Here is a 20,183-nt window from a genome sequence, read left to right as displayed (position 1 = left end):
CGTCGGGGAGGCGCTGGCCGACTGGGGCGGGAAGATCGCCGAGGTGGCGAACGATCTTGCTCCGTTCCTGGACGTCTTGGCGCTGGCGACGTCTTGGATCCCGGGTGTGGATGTGATCACCGCCGGCTTGGCCGAGGCGGACAATCTGATCGCGTTGGCGGGCACCGGGATGCAGATTGTCGGCGACGGGATGCAAGGCCATTGGGGTGACGCTCTGATGGGGGCCGGCATGCTCGGCGCCACGTTCCTGGGTGGCAAAGCGATCTCGAAGCTGGGCGGCAAAGCCTTCGAATCGATGTCCTCGAAGTTCGGCAAGGAAGCCGAGGGCGCGGAGAACGCGGTCGGCACCCGCGCCCGTGCCGCCGAGGGCAAGACGCCTGCGACTGTCGAGGACGACCCGGTCGACGTCGTTTCCGGCTGGATGCTCACGGGCGCGGTCGACTTGGAGCTTCCCGGCGTCCTGCCGGTGCTGCTGCGCCGCGCCTACGCGTCCGGATACGCAACCGGGCACTTGTTCGGTCCCGGCTGGTCCTCGACTCTCGACCAGCGCCTGTCGATCAACGAGGCCGGCATCCATTTTGTGGGCGACGACAGCCAGCGGCTCGACTACCCGCTGCCGTCCGGCGGGCAGGAGGTGCTGCCGGATCGTGGCAGTCGCTGGCCGCTGGTGTGGGACCGGGAGTCCGACGAGATCCGTATCAGCGACCCCTGGTCGGGAGCGGTGCGCCATTTTCCGGTCGCGCATTTCGACAATGAGTTCGCCCAGATCCGCGATCTGACCTCGATCACGGACCGCAACGGCAACCGCATCACCATCCTGCGGGATCAGGACGGCTCGCCGACAATAATCGAACACCCGGGCTACCGCGTCGCGGTGGATACGGTGGCGACGGCCGGCGGACCGCGAATCGAAGCTCTGCGGCTGTTGGAGCATGGTGGCGCCGAGCAGGGCATCGTGGTCAGACGGTTCCAGTACGACGCGCACGGGCGTCTGACCGGCGTGGTGAATTCCTCGGGCCTGCCCTTCATCTATGAGTGGGACGAGAACGACCGGATCACCGCGTGGCGCGATCGCTCCGGCTACCGATACGGATACCGGTACGACGCCATCGGCCGAGTCGTCCAGGGTGAGGGCCGATTCCTGGCGGGATCGTTCGCCTATGACTCGGCGAACCGCACCACTGTCCACACCAACTCCCTGGGACACGTCACCACCTTCGTCTACGACGAGCACGGCCACGTCTGCTCCGAGACCGATCCACTGGGCCACACCACCGTCACCGAGACCGACCGCTACGGTCGGATCCTGGCGCAGGCCGACGCCCTCGGTCGCGCGACCACGTACCACCGCGACAGCGCTGGTGACGTCCGCCGGGTCGTCGCCCCGGACGGTGCCGTCACCGAGATGGACTACAACGACCACCGCCGAGTGGTCACCGCTGTCGAACCCGACGGCGCGGTCTGGCGTCGCGAATACGACGACCGTGGCAACGTGCTCAGGAGGACCGATCCCGCTGGAGCGGTGACTCGATTCGAGTACGCCCCTACTGGGGCCTTGGCCGCTCTCACGGATCCCTTGGGCGCGGTCACCCGGTTCGGAACGGACGCTGCCGGCCTGGTGGTTGCCGTCACCGATGCTCTCGGTTTCACGAGCCGGGCCACCCGCGACTCGGCGGGCCGGATCGTGGCGTCGATCGACGCCCTGGGCGCCACGACTCGCTACGCATGGAACCACGACGGTATGCCGATATCCCGTACCGATCCCGATGGCGCGACCAGCCAATGGCGGTATGACACCGCAGGCCGGCTGGTAGAAGCCATCGATCCGATCGGCGCCGTCACCGCTTTCGAACCTGGTCCGATGGGAACGCTGGTCGCACGGACCGGTCCGGACGGCGCCCGCTACACCTTCGCCTACGACAGCGAGTTGAACCTTCAGAGGGTCGTCCGACCAGACGGAGCCAGCTGGGACTACGGCTACGACCCGGCCGGACGGCTGATCGCCGAGTCCGACTTCATCGACCGTCGTCTCGGCTATGAATGGGACGCGGCCGGCAATCCCGCGGCCCGCACGAACGGTGCCGGGCAACGGATCACCCTGGAATGCGATGCTGCCGGCCGCGTAACCACCAGGCGTACCCCTGAAGGGGTCTACACCTACGTCTATGACACAGTCGGACGGCTGGCATCGGCGACGACCCCTGCAAGTGCCCTGAGTTACCGACGGGACTCGGTGGGCCGGGTACTTGCCGAAACCGTCGACGGGCGCACCACGCACTACGACTACGACGCGGTCGGACGTCGAGTCCGCCGGAGGACCGCGTCGGCGGCCGAATCCACGTGGACCTACGACAGCGCCGGTCGCCCGATCGGGCTGACCGCGGGCGCCACGCGGCTCGACTTCATGTTCGATGAGGCCGGTCAGGAGATCGAACGTATCGTTGCTGGCGGAGCTCGGCTGAAACGGCGCTTCGATGTCGCGGGGCGGCCGGTCGCCGAGGACCTGATTGTCGGGCCGGTGGGTGCAGCCGGGGACGAGCCGGGCAATGTTGTCGCGACTCTTAGCCGGACCTGGAGCTGGCGTGCTGACGGGGTGCCGAACGAGATCCATGACACGCTTCGAGGCACTCGGCGCATTGTCTCCGACAGGGCAGGCCGGGTGGGAACCGTATCAGCGTACGATTGGACGGAGAGTTACGCGTACGACTCCTTCGGAGGACTCGCGGCCAGCACCGATACGCGCTTCGACGATGCGGTGGTCGCGAGTCGATCGAGCGGAAGCCAAGGAACGCCTGAGCGCCGGGCCGGACGGGTCCACCACGACTACGACGCGGCGGGCCGGCTGGTACGGACCATTCGCAGGACACTGGACGGCCGTCGGAGGACGTGGACCTACACCTGGAATTCTCAGGACCAGTTGATCGAGGCGGAGACTCCCGACCATGGCGTCTGGCGCTACAGCTACGACGCGGTCGGCCGTCGCACCAGCAAGGCCCTGGTCGTGGAGAACGGCCTTGCCGACCAGGCACAAGTGCGAGCGGTCTATTCGTGGGACGGTCCTCGCCTGATCGAGGAACTGACAGGTGATGACGCCCTCGTTACGGCTCTGACCTGGGACTACGATCCCGGCTCGGTCCGTCCTGCGACGCAGCGCCGCCGCACCTGGGCGAACAGCGAAAACACTGCCGCCGTCGATGAGGCCTTCCACGCCATCATCACCGACCTGGTCGGTACCCCGACCGAACTCGTCGGGACGGATGGCAGGATCGCCTGGCACATCACCAGCACCTTGTGGGGCCGCACGGTGTCGACCAGTGCTGATGACTCGGTCGACTGCCCCCTGCGTTTTCCCGGCCAGTACCACGACGCCGAGACCGGCCTGCACTACAACTTGTTCCGGTACTACAGCCCCGATCTCGCCGAATATCTCACGCCTGATCCGTTGGGTTTGGCGCCGTCACCTCATGACCACGCATACGTGACCAACCCGCTGATCGCCATCGATCCGTTCGGGCTGTATGAGAACCCTGGCTCTGACGCGGCGGGCAAGCAGCCACCGAAGGAACCGGTCTACGAGAATCCTGGGCATCACGATCCATACGGCGGCCCTAATGCGTACATACCGAGCAAGGCTGTGATCACGCCCGACGCGGAGGAGCAGTTTGCCCGGAGTGTCCAGGTCGGCGACACTCGCTGGACGAAGATCGGCACCGGCAAGAAGGCCGTCTACTATCGGTACTTCCAGCACGAAGACAACGTCTGGCACTGGAGCGGAAGCAGTATCGGGCGAACTCTGAGTGGACAAGACGTCAAGATCCCCGAGAACCACATCCCCGTCGATGTCCGAAGGAGCTAGGAATTGCGCTTCACCACTGACGACAGCGCGTTCGGCGTTCTGGTGTCTCCCCGTCCCGGCTACGGCCTGTTCCGCTTCCAGTTGCTCCTCAACGGTGAGCTGATCGGCGACGCTGAACCCGGCATGCTCGGTTCCGCGATGGCGCGGCTGAACGGGCTCGCTGTGCTGGACGATCCCCGGCTCGAAGACCCGACGGCAGATGCAGCGGCGACTTTGGAGCTGCTGCTCGCCGACGAGGATCTCGGCGATCCCACGTTGTTCGCCGTCGCGGAGTCGTTGGACCGGTGGCATGTACGTGCGTACCGTTTCGCTGACCAGGTGGCCTTCCTCGCGGCGCCGGTTCCAGAGGAGGACGGCGCACCGCTGGGCCCAGTGTCGGTCTCCGTGGTGAGTTTCGCAGAGTACGAGCCCATCGCCACGGAGGCTCGGCGATACTGGCGCGGTTCATAGGGCGTCCCTGTGCTTGGGCAGTCCGTCGCGGGCTACCAGCTTGTCCAAGGTGATGAATCCGTCACCCCGTCCACACGGTCAGCGCCGGCTCAACATCACTCAGCCGCAGATACGCATTCCGCAGCCGGAACAACGGCATCGGTTGCGTCGTCAGGTTCGACAGGATCGCCAAGTCCAGATGCAGCGTTCCCTCCGCCCCGCTCGGTGGCGCCGCGTTGAACCAGGCGCGTGTTGCTGTGTCCCAGGCGGCGATCATCTGGGGCAGGGGGTCGCCGGTGCCGGTTGCTGTCACCTTGATCGGCTTGGGTGCTTGGAAGAACAGCGGTAGGCGGATGGGGGCGAGGTCGGGTGTCAGGCGGTAGCTGTAGGACAGTTCGGCTTGGATGGTGAGGGGGCCGCTGTCGGTGGGCAGGGCTGCGAATAGTTCGGTGAACAGGCGCTCGAATTGGGCTTCCAGGGAGCGGGGGGTGGTGGAGCCGCCGAGGGTGCCGATGTTGACCGGTGTGGTGTGATCCAGGGTCGGGAGCAAGGGGTCTGCGAAGCGCGATTCCGGTGTGGTGTAGACGAACGCCTCGGCGGTCGGGTGGCCCGGGACGAGTTCGGCGTTGCGTGTGATGCGGGCGCTGGCCCAAGCGTCCTGGCGTTGGAAGACGTCCAGCGATGGCAGCACCATCGTCCGCTCGGCGATCTTCTGTCCTTCGGCCTCCGTCAGATACGTGTCCGTGGTTCCGTGCAGCACGTAGCAGAAGGCGAACACACCCGGCTCGGTCACCGTCTGTCGCACCGCCTCGTATCGCTCCGGGTCCACCAGCACCGTCGGTGCCGTGAGGCCCGGCGGCAGCGCGCCGCGCACCGTCAGCAGCAGCGCCCGCACCGTGCCCAGCGGCGCCGACGGGTCCGGCTTCTCCACCGCTCCCTCGGACACCTCGAACGCGTATGTCAGCTCCTGCGCCCCGACCAGTGCCGGCCCGCTACGCCCGATACGCAGCGCTGCCGCAGGGCTCGTGGACGCCGACGTCGACGTGATCCGCTCCAACAAATTGACGAACGACCGCGCCGCGATATCAGCCCTCTTCAAATCCTCATGATTCGTAGTCGTCGCGTCGACCGCCGCCAGGTACTGGTCCATGTCTGGCCGTACCTGCGGATACACCGTCATGAACTCCGCCAGCTGCGGGAACACGTCCGGCGCGGGCGCGGCCTTCGCGGCGGCGGCCAGGTTGAACTCCACCCGCCCCAGCACGCGGTCCTGCTCGTAGTGGAATGGCAGCGACCAGGCGAACGAGTACGTCCACGCGGTCAGCGCCGCCAGGTCCGTCCCCTGCGGAGCCGACGCCGCCCCGGTCTGCCCGGTCATCGCCGGCCCGGTGGGGAACGACCGCAGCACCAGCGGCACCGGGAACGTCCCGAGGTCGCTCGCCAGCAGCCCGGCCGGGTCGTCCGGCAGCACGAACGACAGCCAGCTCGAAGCCAGGTACCCGTCGATGCCCGCCGGCTTGACGATCTGGTGCTCGATCGCCGACGGCTCCCACGCCAGGTCCAGCTCCACCGCGCCGACCACCGCGCCGTCGCGGCTGTACGTCTCCGGCGCGCCCAGCAGGATCGGCAGCGGCACCGCGGAGGCCGTGCGCAGATCCAGCTTCGGCGAGCTCAGCGTGATCTCGCTGCGCGATTCCCCTTCCGCCGCCTTGTCCAGCACCCCGCCGAACAGGCGCGGTTGCTCGGCGGCGCCCGGATCGTGGATGTCGGCGCGGACGTCGGCCCGGAACTGGATTCCCGCGCGGACGCTGTAGGCGTTGCCCAGGCTGTCGAGGAGCTGCTGACGGAATGCCTCGCGCACCGCCGCCGGGTCCGGCGACTGCCCGGCGTAGAGCGGCACCATCAGAGCACTGATCCAGTCGGCCAGCGTCTTCTTCGCCCGCAGGATGCGGCCCAGGTAGTCCAGCGAGTCGGCGACCTTCGCGGTCACGATCTGCAACGCCGCGACGAACGACGGCGTCAGCGTCCCGTCCACCGCGTCCACGAGCGTGCGCAGCCAGACGTCCAGGTCCACGTCCGCGAAGTCGAGTTTGCGCGTCGGCGTCGTCGGGATGCCCGACACCGGCGAGTAGTCGTAGATCGGCACAGCCTGTCGGCTCACCAGCGTGTTCGACACCGGGCGCGGCGCGAACAGCTCCGGCGCGCCCGGATTGGTGACCGTGTAGGAGATGGGCTGCGCGTTCCCGGTCCCGACCCGCACCGCCCACAGCGTCGAACCGTCGCGCGCCGGCGAGGCCGCGGCCCGGTCCACGCCGACGGCCACCTTGTAGCGGTACTGCCCGGCGACGCTGAACGCGGTCTCGAACGCGCTCGCGAAGCCCGTCAGCCCGAGCGTCGAGTCGGTGCCGCTGCCGTGGGTGGCGGGTGCGACGACGCTGCTCGTGCTCCGGATCCCGGCCGTGGTCCGCAGTTCGCCGAGCACCGCCGCGCTGACCCGTTCCAGGGTGAAGGCGGTCTCCAGTCGGCAGATCTGCTCGCCGTTGAGTTGCGCCGCCGACAACGGGAAGGCGAGCACGAGCGTTGCCGACGGCGCCGACACCGACGTTCCGCCCGCCGCGCGGTCGGCGAGGAAGGTATAGATCGAGGCCTGGTCCTGGTACAGCCAGCCGAGCAGCACCTGCCAGTGCGTGCCGGTGAGCGGCAGAGCGTCCTTGACCAGCGTCGAGGTCACCATGGCCCGCATCTGTGCCGGGTCGTAGAGCTGGTAATACAGGGAACTGTAGACGCCGAGGTCGCGGCTGGCCTGCTCGATGACCGACGACGTGTAGGCGGCGGTCGAACCCGACGTCGGGAACGAAGCCGAGCCGGAGTACGTAGGCTGATTCGCCCCGGTGGCCACGCCGGTCAGATTCGTCACCGTGAGCGTGTACTCACGCCCTGCGGGCATCGCCGAGGCGAGCGTGAGCACGACCGCGCGGCCGTCCCCGCTCGGCATCGCCGATATCACCGGGATCGGCGCCCCCGATTCCGCGGCCGCGACCTGATAGTTCGCGGCATCAGCCGCCGACCCGGCAACGAGCGGATCGGTGAATCGCGCCGTGACCTGCGTTCCCGAGCCATTGGCTTCCGCCCGATAAAGCCCCTGATACGGGGTCGGGTCGAACCCGAGCGGCACCTCCAGCCGCGCCGACCCGGACTCGCCCCCGATCCGCCACGACGCGGCGACCGACGGCCAGGATCCCAGGCCGATCAAGGCATCTGTGTATCCGGTCAGCTGCGGCGGCAGGTTCAGCGGCTCGATCGAGCCTTCTTTCGGCTGCTCCAGGTTGGTGATCAGGGTGTTGCCGTAATAGTCGAGCCACATGTACTCGACCTGAAGGATGGAGCCCATCCCGCGATAGGGGCTCTCCGCCGGATTCGGCATTCCCAGCTCGGCGGTCGCGATGCCGGTCGCGAACCGCGACGCCGGCAGCGCCTGCCGGTAGTCCCAGGTCGAACTCTGGGTCGCGACCCGCACCTTGCCAGTGTTCTTCGGCGCCTTGCCATGTGCCGCTTCGCCCTGCGCCGCCTTGCCCTGTGCTGCTTCGCCCGGTGCCGCCTCGCCCGCAGGCGTCGTCGGCCCGGCCGGAAGCCCGTAGTCGCTGAGCTTGTAGAACAAGTTGTCGGCCAGCCGGTAGCCCAGCAGGCTGAAGTTGTTCCAGGCCAACACTTCGCCGTAGTTGTTGGAAGGGGTCGGCTGCAACGGCACCGGAATCGGCTTCGACCGCGAACCCGCCACCGCCGTCGTTCCCGGCGCCACGGTCGCGGTGCGCACGGTCGGTCCGCCGGTGATGGCGAGCGGCTGCCCGGGCTGGAACAGGTTCGTCGTCGTCGCGTTGGCGTGCGCGAGCGCTGTGAGGTCGACGCCGTAGTACTTCGCGACCTTGTCCAGCGTCATGGTGTTCGTCCCGCCGGCCTGGATGGTCTGGTCGGGGACGTAGACCGCGCACAGCCCCGGGAACCGCGCGGGCAGCGTGCCGCCGTACTGCTGGTTCGCCGAAGTCAGGGCACCGACACTGGTCGTGAGGTGAAGGGCGACCTCGGACGGCGTCATCCCGTTCTTCGGGACCTGATACACGCCGCCGGTGATCGCCACCGGGCCGCCGACGCGCAGCGGGACCATGCGGTTGGCCCGCGCCAGGTCCCCGACGTCCGAATACGTCCGTTCGGCCAGCGTCGCGAGCGACTCCCCGGAGGTCGAGTTGACGGATTCCTCCGGCGGGTTCGCCTCGGCGATGACGACCGCCTGCGCGAGGTCCATGCTCAGGCTGGTGACGGCGGCGTTCATGTAGTCCTGCACCCGGTCCGAGGCGGTGCCGGTGCCGGCGGTGTAGAGCACGACCAGCGAGACGGTCGCCTCGCCCCGGTCGTTGAACAGCCGGTCGGGCAGCCCGCGCCGGTTCGCGCCGTCGAAGTAGTACAGGAAGAAGCCGCCCGCGCGGGTGATGCTCGCCTCCCACAGCAGCCGCACGAACGCCGACGGCTTGTTGAGCATCAAAGCGCCATCGGCAGCGGAGGTCTTGGCGCCCGGTACGGCCAGGGCCGATGCCGGAGGCCGTGTCTCAGTGGACAGATTCACCTGAGCGATACCGAACGTTATCGTCGGCTGGTGGTCGCTTTGCAGCGCCTGGCCGGCGCCCGCGGCAGTGGTGTCGGTCGAGTAGGCCAGCGTCACGCGGTCGAACGCCGCGTCGTTCGCCCCGATCTGGTCGACGATCCGCTCCAGCAGCACGACGTCCGCGCCACCGGCGCCGAGGATCTCGTACGTGTCGTCCGTGGCCGGGCTGCCCGCCACCGCCGGGACCTTGCGCACCGTGAACGACACCATCGTCGCCCAGCCGTGCGAGGCCACGTCCGACGTGGTCGTCGCGCCGCTGGCCTCGTCGTAGGCCGCCACCCGCACGGCGAAGCGCGGCGCGCTCCGGTCCGGGACGCTCGGATCGGCCAGACCCACCAGCGCGTCCGGCAGAGTCCTGATCCGCAGATCCTGCACCTGGTCGGACTTCGGCGCCGGGCCGTAGGGCAGCGTCAGCGGCACCGGAGTCTGCCAGGACGTGGCCGCGGTCAGCGGATAGGCGGCCATGGCGCTGGACGTCATCGCTCCGGCGCCCAGCGAGTTCATCGGCACGACGATCGGGTTGGCGGCCGCGAGCTTCGCGTAGTGCACGCGGTCGGCGTCCACACTCCCCGGCACCAGCCGGAACGCCATCCCGTTGCCGGCGATCGCCACCCAGCTCGGTCCCGGCGGCGGCTCGACGACCACGCCCCATTCCGGGCCGGGCGGATCCATCACGTCCGGTACCGGGAACTGCTGGCCGGTCAGCGCGAACAGGCCCGCCATCGGCGGCAGCTGATACGTCGCGGGCGTCTCGCCGGAGACCCAGATGCCCTTGCGGTTCGGCGTGATCCGCTGGGCCGGCAGCCGGGTGCCGTGCATCGAGTAGCGGCCCGCCATCCGCGACAGCTGGTGGATCCCCAGCGTGCGCTGGATCTCGGCGAGGATCGCGCCGACCCGGTACTGCGGCAGGTGCGGCACATCGACCCAGGAGGCCTCGGTGCCCGGCGTGCCGACGGAGAACAGGCCCTGGACGGTCGCGTTGCCCGGCCAAGTGGCCAGCGCGGCCGTCGTGGTGGCGGTCCGCGTCGCGATCGAGGCCAGCGTCTCCCCGGACGCCGCGGTGAAGGCGAAGCCCGGCAGCACGAGGATCGCGTTGTCGGCGAGCAGACGCTGCTGGGTGAGCACCGAACCCTTGTCCAGCAACAGGCTCAGCGGGATGCCCATCGCGAGCGCCACGTCGGCCAGGCAGTCGTCGGGCTGGACCACGTACGGCGGCAGGCCGGTGTAGGTGATCGCTTCGCCGGCCCGCAGGATCGGCCGGTTCGCGTTCTGCTCGGCGAGCTTGCCGCCGGTGAATCCGGGCTGGCCGCCGGAAGCATAGGCCTGATTCGCCGCGAGCGTGGTGAAGGTGCTGCCGCTGCCGGCGCGGCAGGTGATCAGCGGCGTCAGGACCGTGTGTCCGGCGCGCAGCAGCCGGGTGTCGGCGAACAGGCCGGGGGCGCCGGACAGGAAGTCGGCGAACCGGACCCGGAAGACGTCGGCGGCGATGGCGCGCAGCGTCTGTCCGGCCTGGACGGTGTGCGACACGCCCCGGTAGACGATGGTGGCGCCGGGCTGGAGCAGCTCGACGTCGGCGGCGTCGGTCATGGCCAGCTCGGTGGCGCTGACTCCGGCGCCGACCCCGGCTCCGGCTCCGGTGCCCGCCTCGGCCCCGGACCCGGCGCCGAGCCGGTCGGCCAGCGTGTCGAGGCTGTCGCCGGTGCCGACGGCGATGGCCGAGGCGATGGTCAGCACGGCCCCGCTCCGCAGCGCGCGCCCGGAGTTGGCGGCGAACAGGTCGGCGACCGTGAACCGGTCGTCGCCGGTCAGCTGGCCGGTGGCGTTGACGTCGTCGGCGACGCCCTGCGGCGTGGCCGACGCGGTGATCTCGTACTTGAAGTCGCGCAACGAGTCCAGCGCGCACTGTGTCATCTGCCGGGCCAGCAGCAAGTAGTAGTCGGAGAACACCCACTGCGCCATCGACATCGGGCCGGCCTCGCGCGTTTCGCCGACGGCTGTCGGCTGGTCGGCGACCTGGACGGCGAGCTCGTCGAAGTACTCGCGCAGGTATTGCACGGTGGCGTCGGTGAGCGAGTTGTAGTTCTCGAAGGTGTAGTCGAACGGTGAGATGTACGTGCTGTAGCCCTTGGCGCTGATGTGGATGCCGGGCGGCATCGGGAAGGACGTGGCGCTCGGCGTTCCGGATCCGGTGGGCTGGAGCAGCTCGATGCGGAACTGCTTCAGCATGAACGCCTCGATGTCCGCGGGGATGATCGGGACCTGATTCCCTTCCCGGCTGACGAGCACGCTGTCGCGCAGTCGCGACAGTTCGGCTTCGGTGACGATCCGCTGGTCCAGGTTCTCCGGTGTCACCGAGCCGTCCTGGACGGCGCTGACCGCCCAGCGCAGCACCATTTTCGTCAGTGTCTCGAACGCGGTGTCCGGGCCGGGGGAGGCGTTCTGGACCAGCGTCTCGTGCAGCGTGCCCTCGTCGGCGGAGACGGTCTCGATGAGCGGCAGCAGGACGTAGCAGACGGACTGCTTGGCGGCCGAGCCGCTGGTGTCCCACTCGTTGTGGGCGATGGTCAGGCCCGGCGCGAGCCAGGCTTTCAGGTTCTTGACACCGGTGCTCGACGGGAGCAGCCGGGTCCAGTCGACGGGGGTCGCCGCCGCGCTCAGGGCGGCGGCAGCTGCGGAGGTCGCGCCGGGCCGGGAGGAAACGCGCAGTGCGCGCGGTGCCGGTCCGGCCGCGACGGTCCACGGCGGCGTGCCGGTGTTGGCGATCGTGAACGCCTCTTGCAGCCGCATCGAGAAGCTGAACGACAGCCGGATCGAGAACAGCCCGAGGTCGATGCTGACCGAGGCGTTGACGTCCACGGACACGATGACGGTGATCGTCATCGAGACGTAGGACTCGTAGGTGAGCTGGAGCGTCACGGCGAAGGCGACGTCCACTTCGGCCTTGATGACCGAGAAGTCGACGCTGCCGTAAAGGCGCCCGGAGATGGCGACCGCACCGCGCAGCCAGAAGTAGTAGCCGTCCTGTACCTGGGCCGGCGCGGCCGAGGTCGTGGCCGGCGTGTACGGGTTGAACGTGGCGAGTACGCCCTCGACGATGCCGCCGGCGGTGAGACTGAACCCTGCTTTGAGCGGCCCGTACTGGACGGATTTGCCGAAGCCGAGCGTGAGCCCGAGGCCGAAGACGAGCACAGGGGAGAAGGTGCCGTTGAGCGTCTGCGGCACCCGGTCGCTGGTCGTCCCGGACAGCTTGCCGAAGTAGAACCCGCCCGAGCCGGTCACCGGGATCCCCGGCGCGATGACGCCCTCGACGGTGAACGACCGCGAGAAGTCGCCGTTCCAGGGGAAGCCGACGTCGATCTGGAAGTCGCCGTTGGTGTAGACGGCGACGGCGACGCTGGGCAGCGTGAGCGTGCAGGCACCGAGCTCCACGCGCCGCATCTGGTCGGGCAGGGTGAGTTCGGCCTGGTAGACGCCGACGGTCTCGGACACCTGCCGGTACATGATCTGGAAGTCCAGGCCGCTGAACACCTTCGCGGCCGGCCCGGCCAGCGCCAGCCGCAGCGCGTACAGCGAGGGGTCGTTGAAGACGGTCTGCACGGTCAGCAGGTAGCCGGTGGCGCCGTTCTCGTCCTCGAACCGCAGGACGCCCATGTCGGCGCCGATGATCCAGGCCGACGCCGGGCTGAAGTACTGGGCCGGGAGCGGCACCTGGCCGGGCACGGTGTCCGGCAGGTCGGCCGCCATGATCTCGATGGCGTTCTGCACGCTCTGCGCGGCGGCCAGGCCCGGGACCTTCACGTGCTGGCCGAGCGCGAGCATGCGCAGGTCGAGGTACTCGTTGCCGGTGCCGGGCGGCGCCGGGGCCGCGCCGGGCGCGGCGGCGTCCCAGGGTCCCAGGCTTCCGGCGTTCCCGACCGCGCCGTCGCCGATGTTCCAGGGGAACGAGCCCTTCAAGGTGACGGAGACCTTGCGCGCGGCCTGGTCGTCGTAGAGCACTGCGATGCTGTCGATCCGGGCGAAGCCCAGCTCGATCGGGCCGATGTCGATGGTGAAGGAGACGGTGTTCTCCGCCTCGTTGGTCGGATTGAACCGGTATTCCAGGGCCAGGCCGCCGACCGGGACGGCGTTGAGGATGCTCCACGGCGCCTCCAGGGCGAACCGGGAGCCCGTCGCCCACGACACCATGTCCTCGATCATCGAGCCGATCGTGGTGGTGTCGCCGAACTTCAGCGTCGCCAGGTACGCGCCGCCGGCGCCCTGCTGGACGACCTTGCCCTCCAGGGCGCCCCACTTGATGCCGTACTCCAACGTGTTCGGCCGGTAGTCGCCGTAGACGGTGAGGTCGATGCCGTGCCACATGATCTCGGCGGACAGCCGCGCGGAGTAGCCGGCCGGCATCTCGTCTGTCTTAGTGGCCTGATAACCAAGGGCGAGTTCGCCCCGGATCTGGAGGTCCTCGCCGCCGAGGAACGGGACGGTCCACCAGTCGGCGGTGCGGCCGCTGAAGCTGTAGGAACCCGCGGTGTAGGCGACGGTGAGCGCGAGGTCGGCGATCGCGTAGTCGCCCTCGACGTGCCAGCCGGCCGGCAGGAACTCGGTGATCAGGGTCCCGAGGTCGATCTCCGTCTCCGGCGGCTGGACCACGCCGAATTCCCAGCCCTCGTCGGTGTCGTAGGACCCGTACACGGTCAGCTGCACGTCGGTGTCGACCGTCACCAGGCCGGTCAGGTTGCCGGAGGAGGTGGCCGGGTCGCCGGAGGCCGCGAACTTCAGGGCGTCGATGGAGAACAGCGTGGTGCCGCCGACGGTGACCGGCCAGGCGACGTTCAGGTCGCACTGCACGCGGTAGTCGCCGGACTCGGGCTTGAAGAAGGCCTGGAAGTCGGTCACGGCGAGGGAGTCGGGGATGCCGAGGTCCACACCGGGGGCGAACATCGCCACGATGTCGCCGATCCGCAGCACGCCGGAGACCAGGGCGCCGGACAGCGTCAGCCCGGGCCCGGAGGCGTTGAGCTGGACCGTGCCGGGGTTCTTCTCGTCCCCGAGCGTGAACACGCCGGTGACGCTCCACACGGTGGCGCGCTCGGCCGGGACGGCCGGTGACAGGACCGTGACTTGCGCGGTGATCTCCTTCAGCGCGAGCGTGTCCAGCAGCGCCACCTCGGAGGTGGTGCTCATGGTGAAACCGACGTCGGTGACCTGGCCGGCGTCCTCGTCGTAGACGAGCTGCACGTCGCGCAGCGCGAAGCCGGACAGCAGGGCGAACGGCTCGGGCAGGGCCCGCACCAGGTCCACGCCGCCGGCCAGCTGGTAGAACATCCGGATGCTGGGATACGGCTCGGCGAACAGGCCGACCAGCTGCCAGATCCCCTCGGCGGCGGGCAGCCGGAACGCCAGTTCGACGCCGGTTCCGGCGCCGGCCAGGTGGCCGCCGATCGCGGCGACCGAGGGAACGCCGAGATCGGGGACGTAGAACTGGGCGAACGGCTGCTCCAGCACCACCCACGGCACCGGTCCCACGTTCCAGCCGCCGGTGGCGTCGTAGCGGCCGTCGGCGATGACAGTGCCCTGCGGCGCGGTGAAGGTGATGGTCGCGGTGAACGGGATGCCGAGCATCTCGGTGCGCCCGGTGGCGACGATCCGCTGGAGTTCGCTCTCGCTGGGCAGCGCGACGACGTCGGCGTCGGTCAGCACCAGCCCTTCCTTGCCGAGCAGCTCGGTGTAGAACTCGTTGATGCCGCCCTCGGGGAAGGCGCCGGGCACCACGTCGAGGGTGTCGGCCGGGGAGAGGCTCTGCCTGAGCCGGTAGTAGGTCGCTTCCAGGACGGTCGGTTCGGCCGCTCCGGCCCGACCCGCGTGATCGGCATGAGCGCCGTGAACCTCGTGGTGCCCATGCCCATGCTCACGCCCACGCCCCGGGCCCTCGTCCGAGATCGGGGTGCGATTATGGGTCATGACATACTCGGCGAACGCCGACCCCAGCCGCAGCTTGTCATTGGCGGGAACCGCGTAGAACCCCTTCACCTTGCGGTAGTACCGGTGCAGTGCGCCGTTGTCCTCCTCGTCCCAGTACTGTTTCACCGTCCTGGCGGCGCGGTCCGGCGGCGCGTTCCCGTCGGTGATGTCCCACTGGCCGAGCTCCTCCTGGATCTGGTTCGCGGCCTCCTGGATCCCTTCCGGAACGGTGGAGGGATAGTTCCGCCATACCTGCCAGGCCTGCGTCTCCGTGTCCACGTAGCGGACCACGTCGGTCGGGTACTGGAACCAGCCGCCCTCGACGCGGCCGGCGTGGAAGTAGGGGCGGGCGAGGCTGACCGCGATGTTCCCGGTGTTCTGGCCCTCGAAGAACGACGGCCATCCGCTGTTCGCCATCGACCACACGAACAGGGGCTGCGGGACCGAGCCGACGGCCACCAGCACGACCCGGCCCGCCGCCGCCTTGGCCCACGTCACGTCCTCCTGGACGCCGGCCAGCGTGGCCGGGGCCCAGCGGACGCGGTACTGGTCCTCCAGATGCCGGGCGGCCAGCCAGTCCCGCCGGGCCGTGGCGCCGTCGACCCTGGACCGCGCCACGGCCCGGGCGCCGGGCTTGGTCGACCGCCGGGAGATCGCCTGCTGGGCCTGGGACTCGGACTGCGAGAACCCGCCCTGCATCAGGTCCCTGAACTGGTCTTGCTGCTCGACGTCGTCGAAGGTGTCGCAGAGCAGGATGACGACCGGTTTCCGGCCGGGCTCCACGGCCCCGGTCGTGGTCCGCTGCGAGGCCAGCGCCGCCGTGACCAGTTCGAACAGCGTCTCCTCGATGGGCTGGCGCAGCGGACTGTCCTGCGACCGGATGCTGTAGGTCGGCAGCAGCGCGATCTCCAGGGCCGGATTGGTCACGTACTTGATGATCTCGGCCTGCGTGTGGTAGGTCGAGCCGACCGGATAGGTCGCCTCGAAATCCGGCCTCGACGGGTCGGGCAGGAAGAACGCGCGCTGGTCGAACTGCCCCTCGCCCAGCGCCGGCTGCTCGTTCAGGACGATCCGCAGCCCGCCGCCGGTGAACGGCTCGTCGGGATGGGCCTGGAACTGCTCCGGCGACGGCCAGCGGTACGGTTGGAGCACCAGGAACCGGCTGGTGTTGAGCCACAGCGCGAGGTTGGCGAAGCCGTCCTCCTGGGTGCCGTCGCCGTCCATGCCGCCGGTGAAGCCGAACGCCACCCGCGGCCCGGTCAGCGCGCCGTTCTCCAGAGCGATGCACTGGATGGCGACCCCGTTGACCGTGCCGGTGTTGCCGTTTTGAAGCTCCGGGATCAGCTTGCGGAGCTTGTCGATCGTGGGTGTGTCGTCCTCGGGGGAGGGACGGTAGTGCAGCTCGATCCGCCCGATGAACCCGAAGCCCTCGGCGGGCTGCCCGACGTTCGCGCACAACGCGTACATGATGTTCACGGTCGAGGCCTGATGGCCCGAGCCGAGCGTCCCGGCGACGTACATCCGGACGGTCGCGGTCTGCCCGGTCGGGGCCTGCCGCAGCCGGGACCGGAACGCCGTCAGGCTCTCGTCCACCCGCAGCTGCGCGGTCTTGTTGCAGACCGTGGCGGCCAGCGCCATCAGCCCGTCGAAGCTGAACCCGTTGCTCACGACGCCCCTCCGTCATCCTTGCGGTACATCGCGTACCAGCCGAGCCCCGACGCCTCGCCGCTCCCGGCCGGGTCGCCGAACAGGGTGAACAGCGTCGAGCCGGGCGGGATCGACAGCAGTCCGTAGAGCTTGAGCGCGATCTCGGAGAACAGCAGCAGGAACGCTCCCGCCCCGGTGTCGTACAGCAGCCTGATCTGCCCGACCGACAGCTTCAGCACGTTCTGCAGGCCGATCAGCTTGGCGCCGCCGTCGCTGCCGGGCAGGCTCAGCGCCACCGCGGCGTGGTAGGCGCGGGCGCTCTGCCGGTCGGGCAGCTGGATCGGGCGCGCGCCCTGGGACGGGTCGGCGGCCCAGGCGGTGAGCAGGCGCGCGGAGAGCCCGGCGCGCCCGGCGAGGTTGCCGGGCGTGCCCAGCGGGAGCCGGTACTCCACGCCCCACCAGCGGCCGCCGCCGACGCCGGTGAGGCGCGCGGCGGTGGCGACCGGGGTGAAGCCGGCGGCCTCCGGCGGGGTCTCGGCGGTGCCGGTGCGCAGGCCCGCGACGTCGAGCGCGAACTGGCGGAACAGGCTGCCGGGCCGCGCGGTGCTGGTGACGGTGTCGAACCGGATCTCGCCGGCCTCCAGGGTCAGGGCGCTGTCGGCGGGCTGGTCCGGCGGGAACGTCATCAGGATGCCGAGGTTGGAGAAGGCCAGTCCGCGGCCCGGTCCTGACGATTCCTCGGTTGCAGGGGTCTGCGAGGCGCTGAGCGGGTCAGCCGTCTGTGACTCCTCGGAGCCGAAGGAGAACACGTCGAACGCGTATTCGCCGCCGGGCGCGGTGGGGTCCAGCACCCTCGGCGTCTTGAAGTCCAGGAACCCGGTCAGGCCGAACCAGGACCGGGCGAGCGTGTCCCCGCTGTCGTGCCGGCCGGTGTCGCGCGTCGACATCACCGCGCCGGTGATCTCCAGTCTGGCCAGGACGTCGTGGTCGAAGAAGAAGACGGTGTCGGCGTCGGTCGCCATGGTGTAGACCGGCTGGCCGTCGTCGCTCTGGAGCGTGCCTTCGAGCACGATCGCGCGGTAGGGGTTGTCCGCGCCGCTCATGCGGTCGACCCGGGTGTCGAACCACGAGGTCGCGGTGAGCTGGGCGTAGCTGTGGAACGCGCCGACCGCGGAGTTGGCGAACACGACCTTCAGCGACAGCAGCCGGAAGTCGTACGTCCGGCCCGTCGCGGGCCGGACCGCCGTCGCGGGCTGCCCGGCCTCCGGCGGGGTGAATGCCGGGTCCTGATAGTCGATCAGGCCGAACAGCGAGCTGGTCCCGCTCAGGGTGGGGCCGGGAACGGGACCGGTCTTGGTCGACACCGGGGTGATCTCGATGCCGAGGTGGTGGGCGTGGAACCCGGCCGGGTCGGTGATCCCGGCGGTGATGCCGACCAGGTCGGCCGGGACCGCGGCGATGTCGGCGCGCAGGACCAGCACGCCGGTCCAGTTCTCGTCGGTGGCGATCCGGCGGAAGTGCTCCAGATCCGGGTCGCCGGTCTTCCACGCGGCGGCGAAGTAGTCCTTGAGCCATTGCGCGAGCACGACCGTCTCGGCCGCGTCGGCCGGGCCCGGGAGCTGTGCCGGCGGCGGCTTGGGGTTGTTGACCAAGTCGGCGGGCGCGGCGAAGGTGCCGGGGGCGGTCCAGCGCTCGGGGTTGGAGAACAGGCCGGCGGCCGGGTTCGCGGGGTCGTAGAGCTTTCCCTTGCGGCCCTTGATGATCAGGACATTGCTGTAGTCGGCGTAGTGGTTGCGGGTGCCGACGTTCGCGGCCAGCTCCCACCCGCCGATGTCCACGGTGTTCGCGAATCCCGGCTGAGTGCCCTGGCACTGGCCGTCCAGCCCGCGGAAGGCCGGGCCGAGCTTGTCGTGGTTGGCCGCGACCAGGAACAGCTCGCCGCTTTGGAACGCTTGTTGCAGCTCCGGGGCCGGGTTGCAGAAGTACATGCCCAGCGGCGGGGTCTGCGCGAGCAGGATCTGGGTCCACTTCCCGCCCTTGACGGTGGCCAGCAGCCCGGAGGACGTGACGGTGGAGTAGACGTCGGTGCCGGACGATATCCCGGCCGGGACGCGGCGGCGGCGCGTCGGGCTGAGGACTTCGCGCTCGAAGTCTTCGGCGTCGGCCGGAGTGAAGGTGCCCGCGCGCAGCGCGCCGGTCGCGGCGTAGGGGAGCAGGGGGAACGGGACCTTGTCCGACAAGGCGTCGGACGGCTTCTTCCAACCCATCAGCTGGGAGCCCAGGTTCCAGATCGGATCGTTCTGCCCGTACAGGGCCGCGCCGTCCGGCTGCGCCACGTAAGGCACGGTCTCGTCGCGGGTGGAGACGACGGTGGCCCAGGACGTCGTGCAGGTGCCGTCGAGCAGCGCCGGGGCGGCGTCGATCGGCGCGGTGAGCGGGGAGGCGTCCGGGAACGGGAAGCGCGGGGCGTAAGCAGGCTGATAGGGCGTGAAGCGCAGGATGTCGCCCTGATGGCTGGTGGTCGCCGGGCGGATCGTGACGATTTCAGTACCCTGCAGGCCGCACATCAGGTCCGAGGGATCGGGGGAGTTCTTCACGCCGAGCTCGAAATCGCCCGACGGGGCCAGCTGCATGGCGCCGCCCTGCCCGGTGCGGCCGGAACCCGGGGTGAAGACCAGGGCGGCGTTGTCCGAGCGGATGTAGAGGATCACCGGCGCGCCTTGCCGGGTGCGGAACGGTGTGTGCAGCACGGTTTGCGCGCCGTTCTCGTCCTTGCCGGTGAACGCCAGCCGGGAGCGGAGGCTCTCGGACGCCGTGGACTTATTCTTGGCGTTCTTGCCGCTGCTTTTCGCCTTGGGCGCGGGGCTCGCCTGACGGGACCAGGTGTTGACCGGATCGCTGGGGTCGACGGCGGCGGCGAAGCGGATCGCGACCGAGCCGCCGTCGGCGAGCCCGAACCACTCGTAGCCGGTCGGCGTGACGTACTGGAACCCCCAGCACGCGTTGTTCAGCAGCGTGTCCCGGCTCGCGCTGTAGTCGAAGCCCAGCAGGCCGACAGTGCCCTGATCGCACCCCAGATCGGCGCCGGGAGCGGCCGGTCCGGCGGGGGCGTGGGCCCCGGTGAACTGGACCGCGCCGTTGATCCGGACCGTGGTCGCGCCGAGCACCAGCCGGGAGCCGTTCGCCACGGTCAGCGCGACCCCGGGGACGATCGGGGCGTCGAGCTGCGTGGTCGCCGCGGTGCCGTCCGCGTTGAGGCCGAGCACCGGGGCGTTGGCCGCGGTGAGTCCGCCCCGGCCGGCCTGCCAGGCGGCCGGATCGGCGAGCCACATCCAGCCGCGCGCCGCGCCGGCGGCCGCGATCCGCGCCAGGACCGCGGCGACGAAGTCCCCGGCCGTCGTGGCGCTCTCGCCGACCGGCCCGGCCGCGTAGACGAACGTGCCGTGCAGCGCGGGGTCCGACCAGGCCGTCCCGAAGTCGATCGTCGTGTACTGATACCCGTTCGGCAGGACCAGCAGCAGCCGCCCCGGTCCGGCGTCGCCCTCGTAGAGCCGGCTGTCGCCGGCGCTCCGCATGAACTTGACGGCCACGCCCGCCCCCTGGGAGTTTCTTCGACTATTGATATGTAGGTCGGTGTCG

At 69.6% G+C, this 20,183-nt stretch carries 4 protein-coding genes; 2 read left to right on the top strand and 2 right to left on the bottom strand.

Features of this window, described 5'->3' with window-relative positions; all coding sequences use genetic code 11:
• Window positions 1–43: 43 nt before the first annotated feature.
• Together ABD481_RS22085 and ABD481_RS22080 are read left to right on the top strand one after the other, a co-directional pair.
• Window positions 44–3,856 (top strand): RHS repeat-associated core domain-containing protein, encoded by a 3,813-nt coding sequence (locus ABD481_RS22085; protein WP_344667620.1) that lies wholly within the window; start codon window positions 44–46, stop codon window positions 3,854–3,856.
• Between the two features lie 3 nt (window positions 3,857–3,859).
• A complete protein-coding gene (locus ABD481_RS22080) occupies window positions 3,860–4,306 on the top strand; it encodes a hypothetical protein (protein WP_344667619.1) in 447 nt (148 codons plus the stop codon).
• Between the two features lie 61 nt (window positions 4,307–4,367).
• Here ABD481_RS22080 and ABD481_RS22075 read toward each other — a convergent pair whose 3' ends face one another.
• Window positions 4,368–16,565, bottom strand: a complete 12,198-nt coding sequence (locus tag ABD481_RS22075; RefSeq protein WP_344667618.1) for a hypothetical protein — start codon at window positions 16,563–16,565, stop codon at window positions 4,368–4,370.
• A complete protein-coding gene (locus ABD481_RS22070) occupies window positions 16,562–20,134 on the bottom strand; it encodes a hypothetical protein (RefSeq protein WP_344667617.1) in 3,573 nt (1,190 codons plus the stop codon). The genes ABD481_RS22075 and ABD481_RS22070 overlap by 4 nt, the downstream gene beginning before the upstream one ends.
• Window positions 20,135–20,183: the final 49 nt, after the last annotated feature.

It is taken from the genome of Catenulispora yoronensis (assembly GCF_039531695.1).
In the GTDB taxonomy this organism is placed as follows: Bacteria; Actinomycetota; Actinomycetes; order Streptomycetales; family Catenulisporaceae; genus Catenulispora; species Catenulispora yoronensis.
Note: the sequence above shows the minus strand (reverse complement) of the source record. Positions and strands in the feature narration are given on the sequence as shown.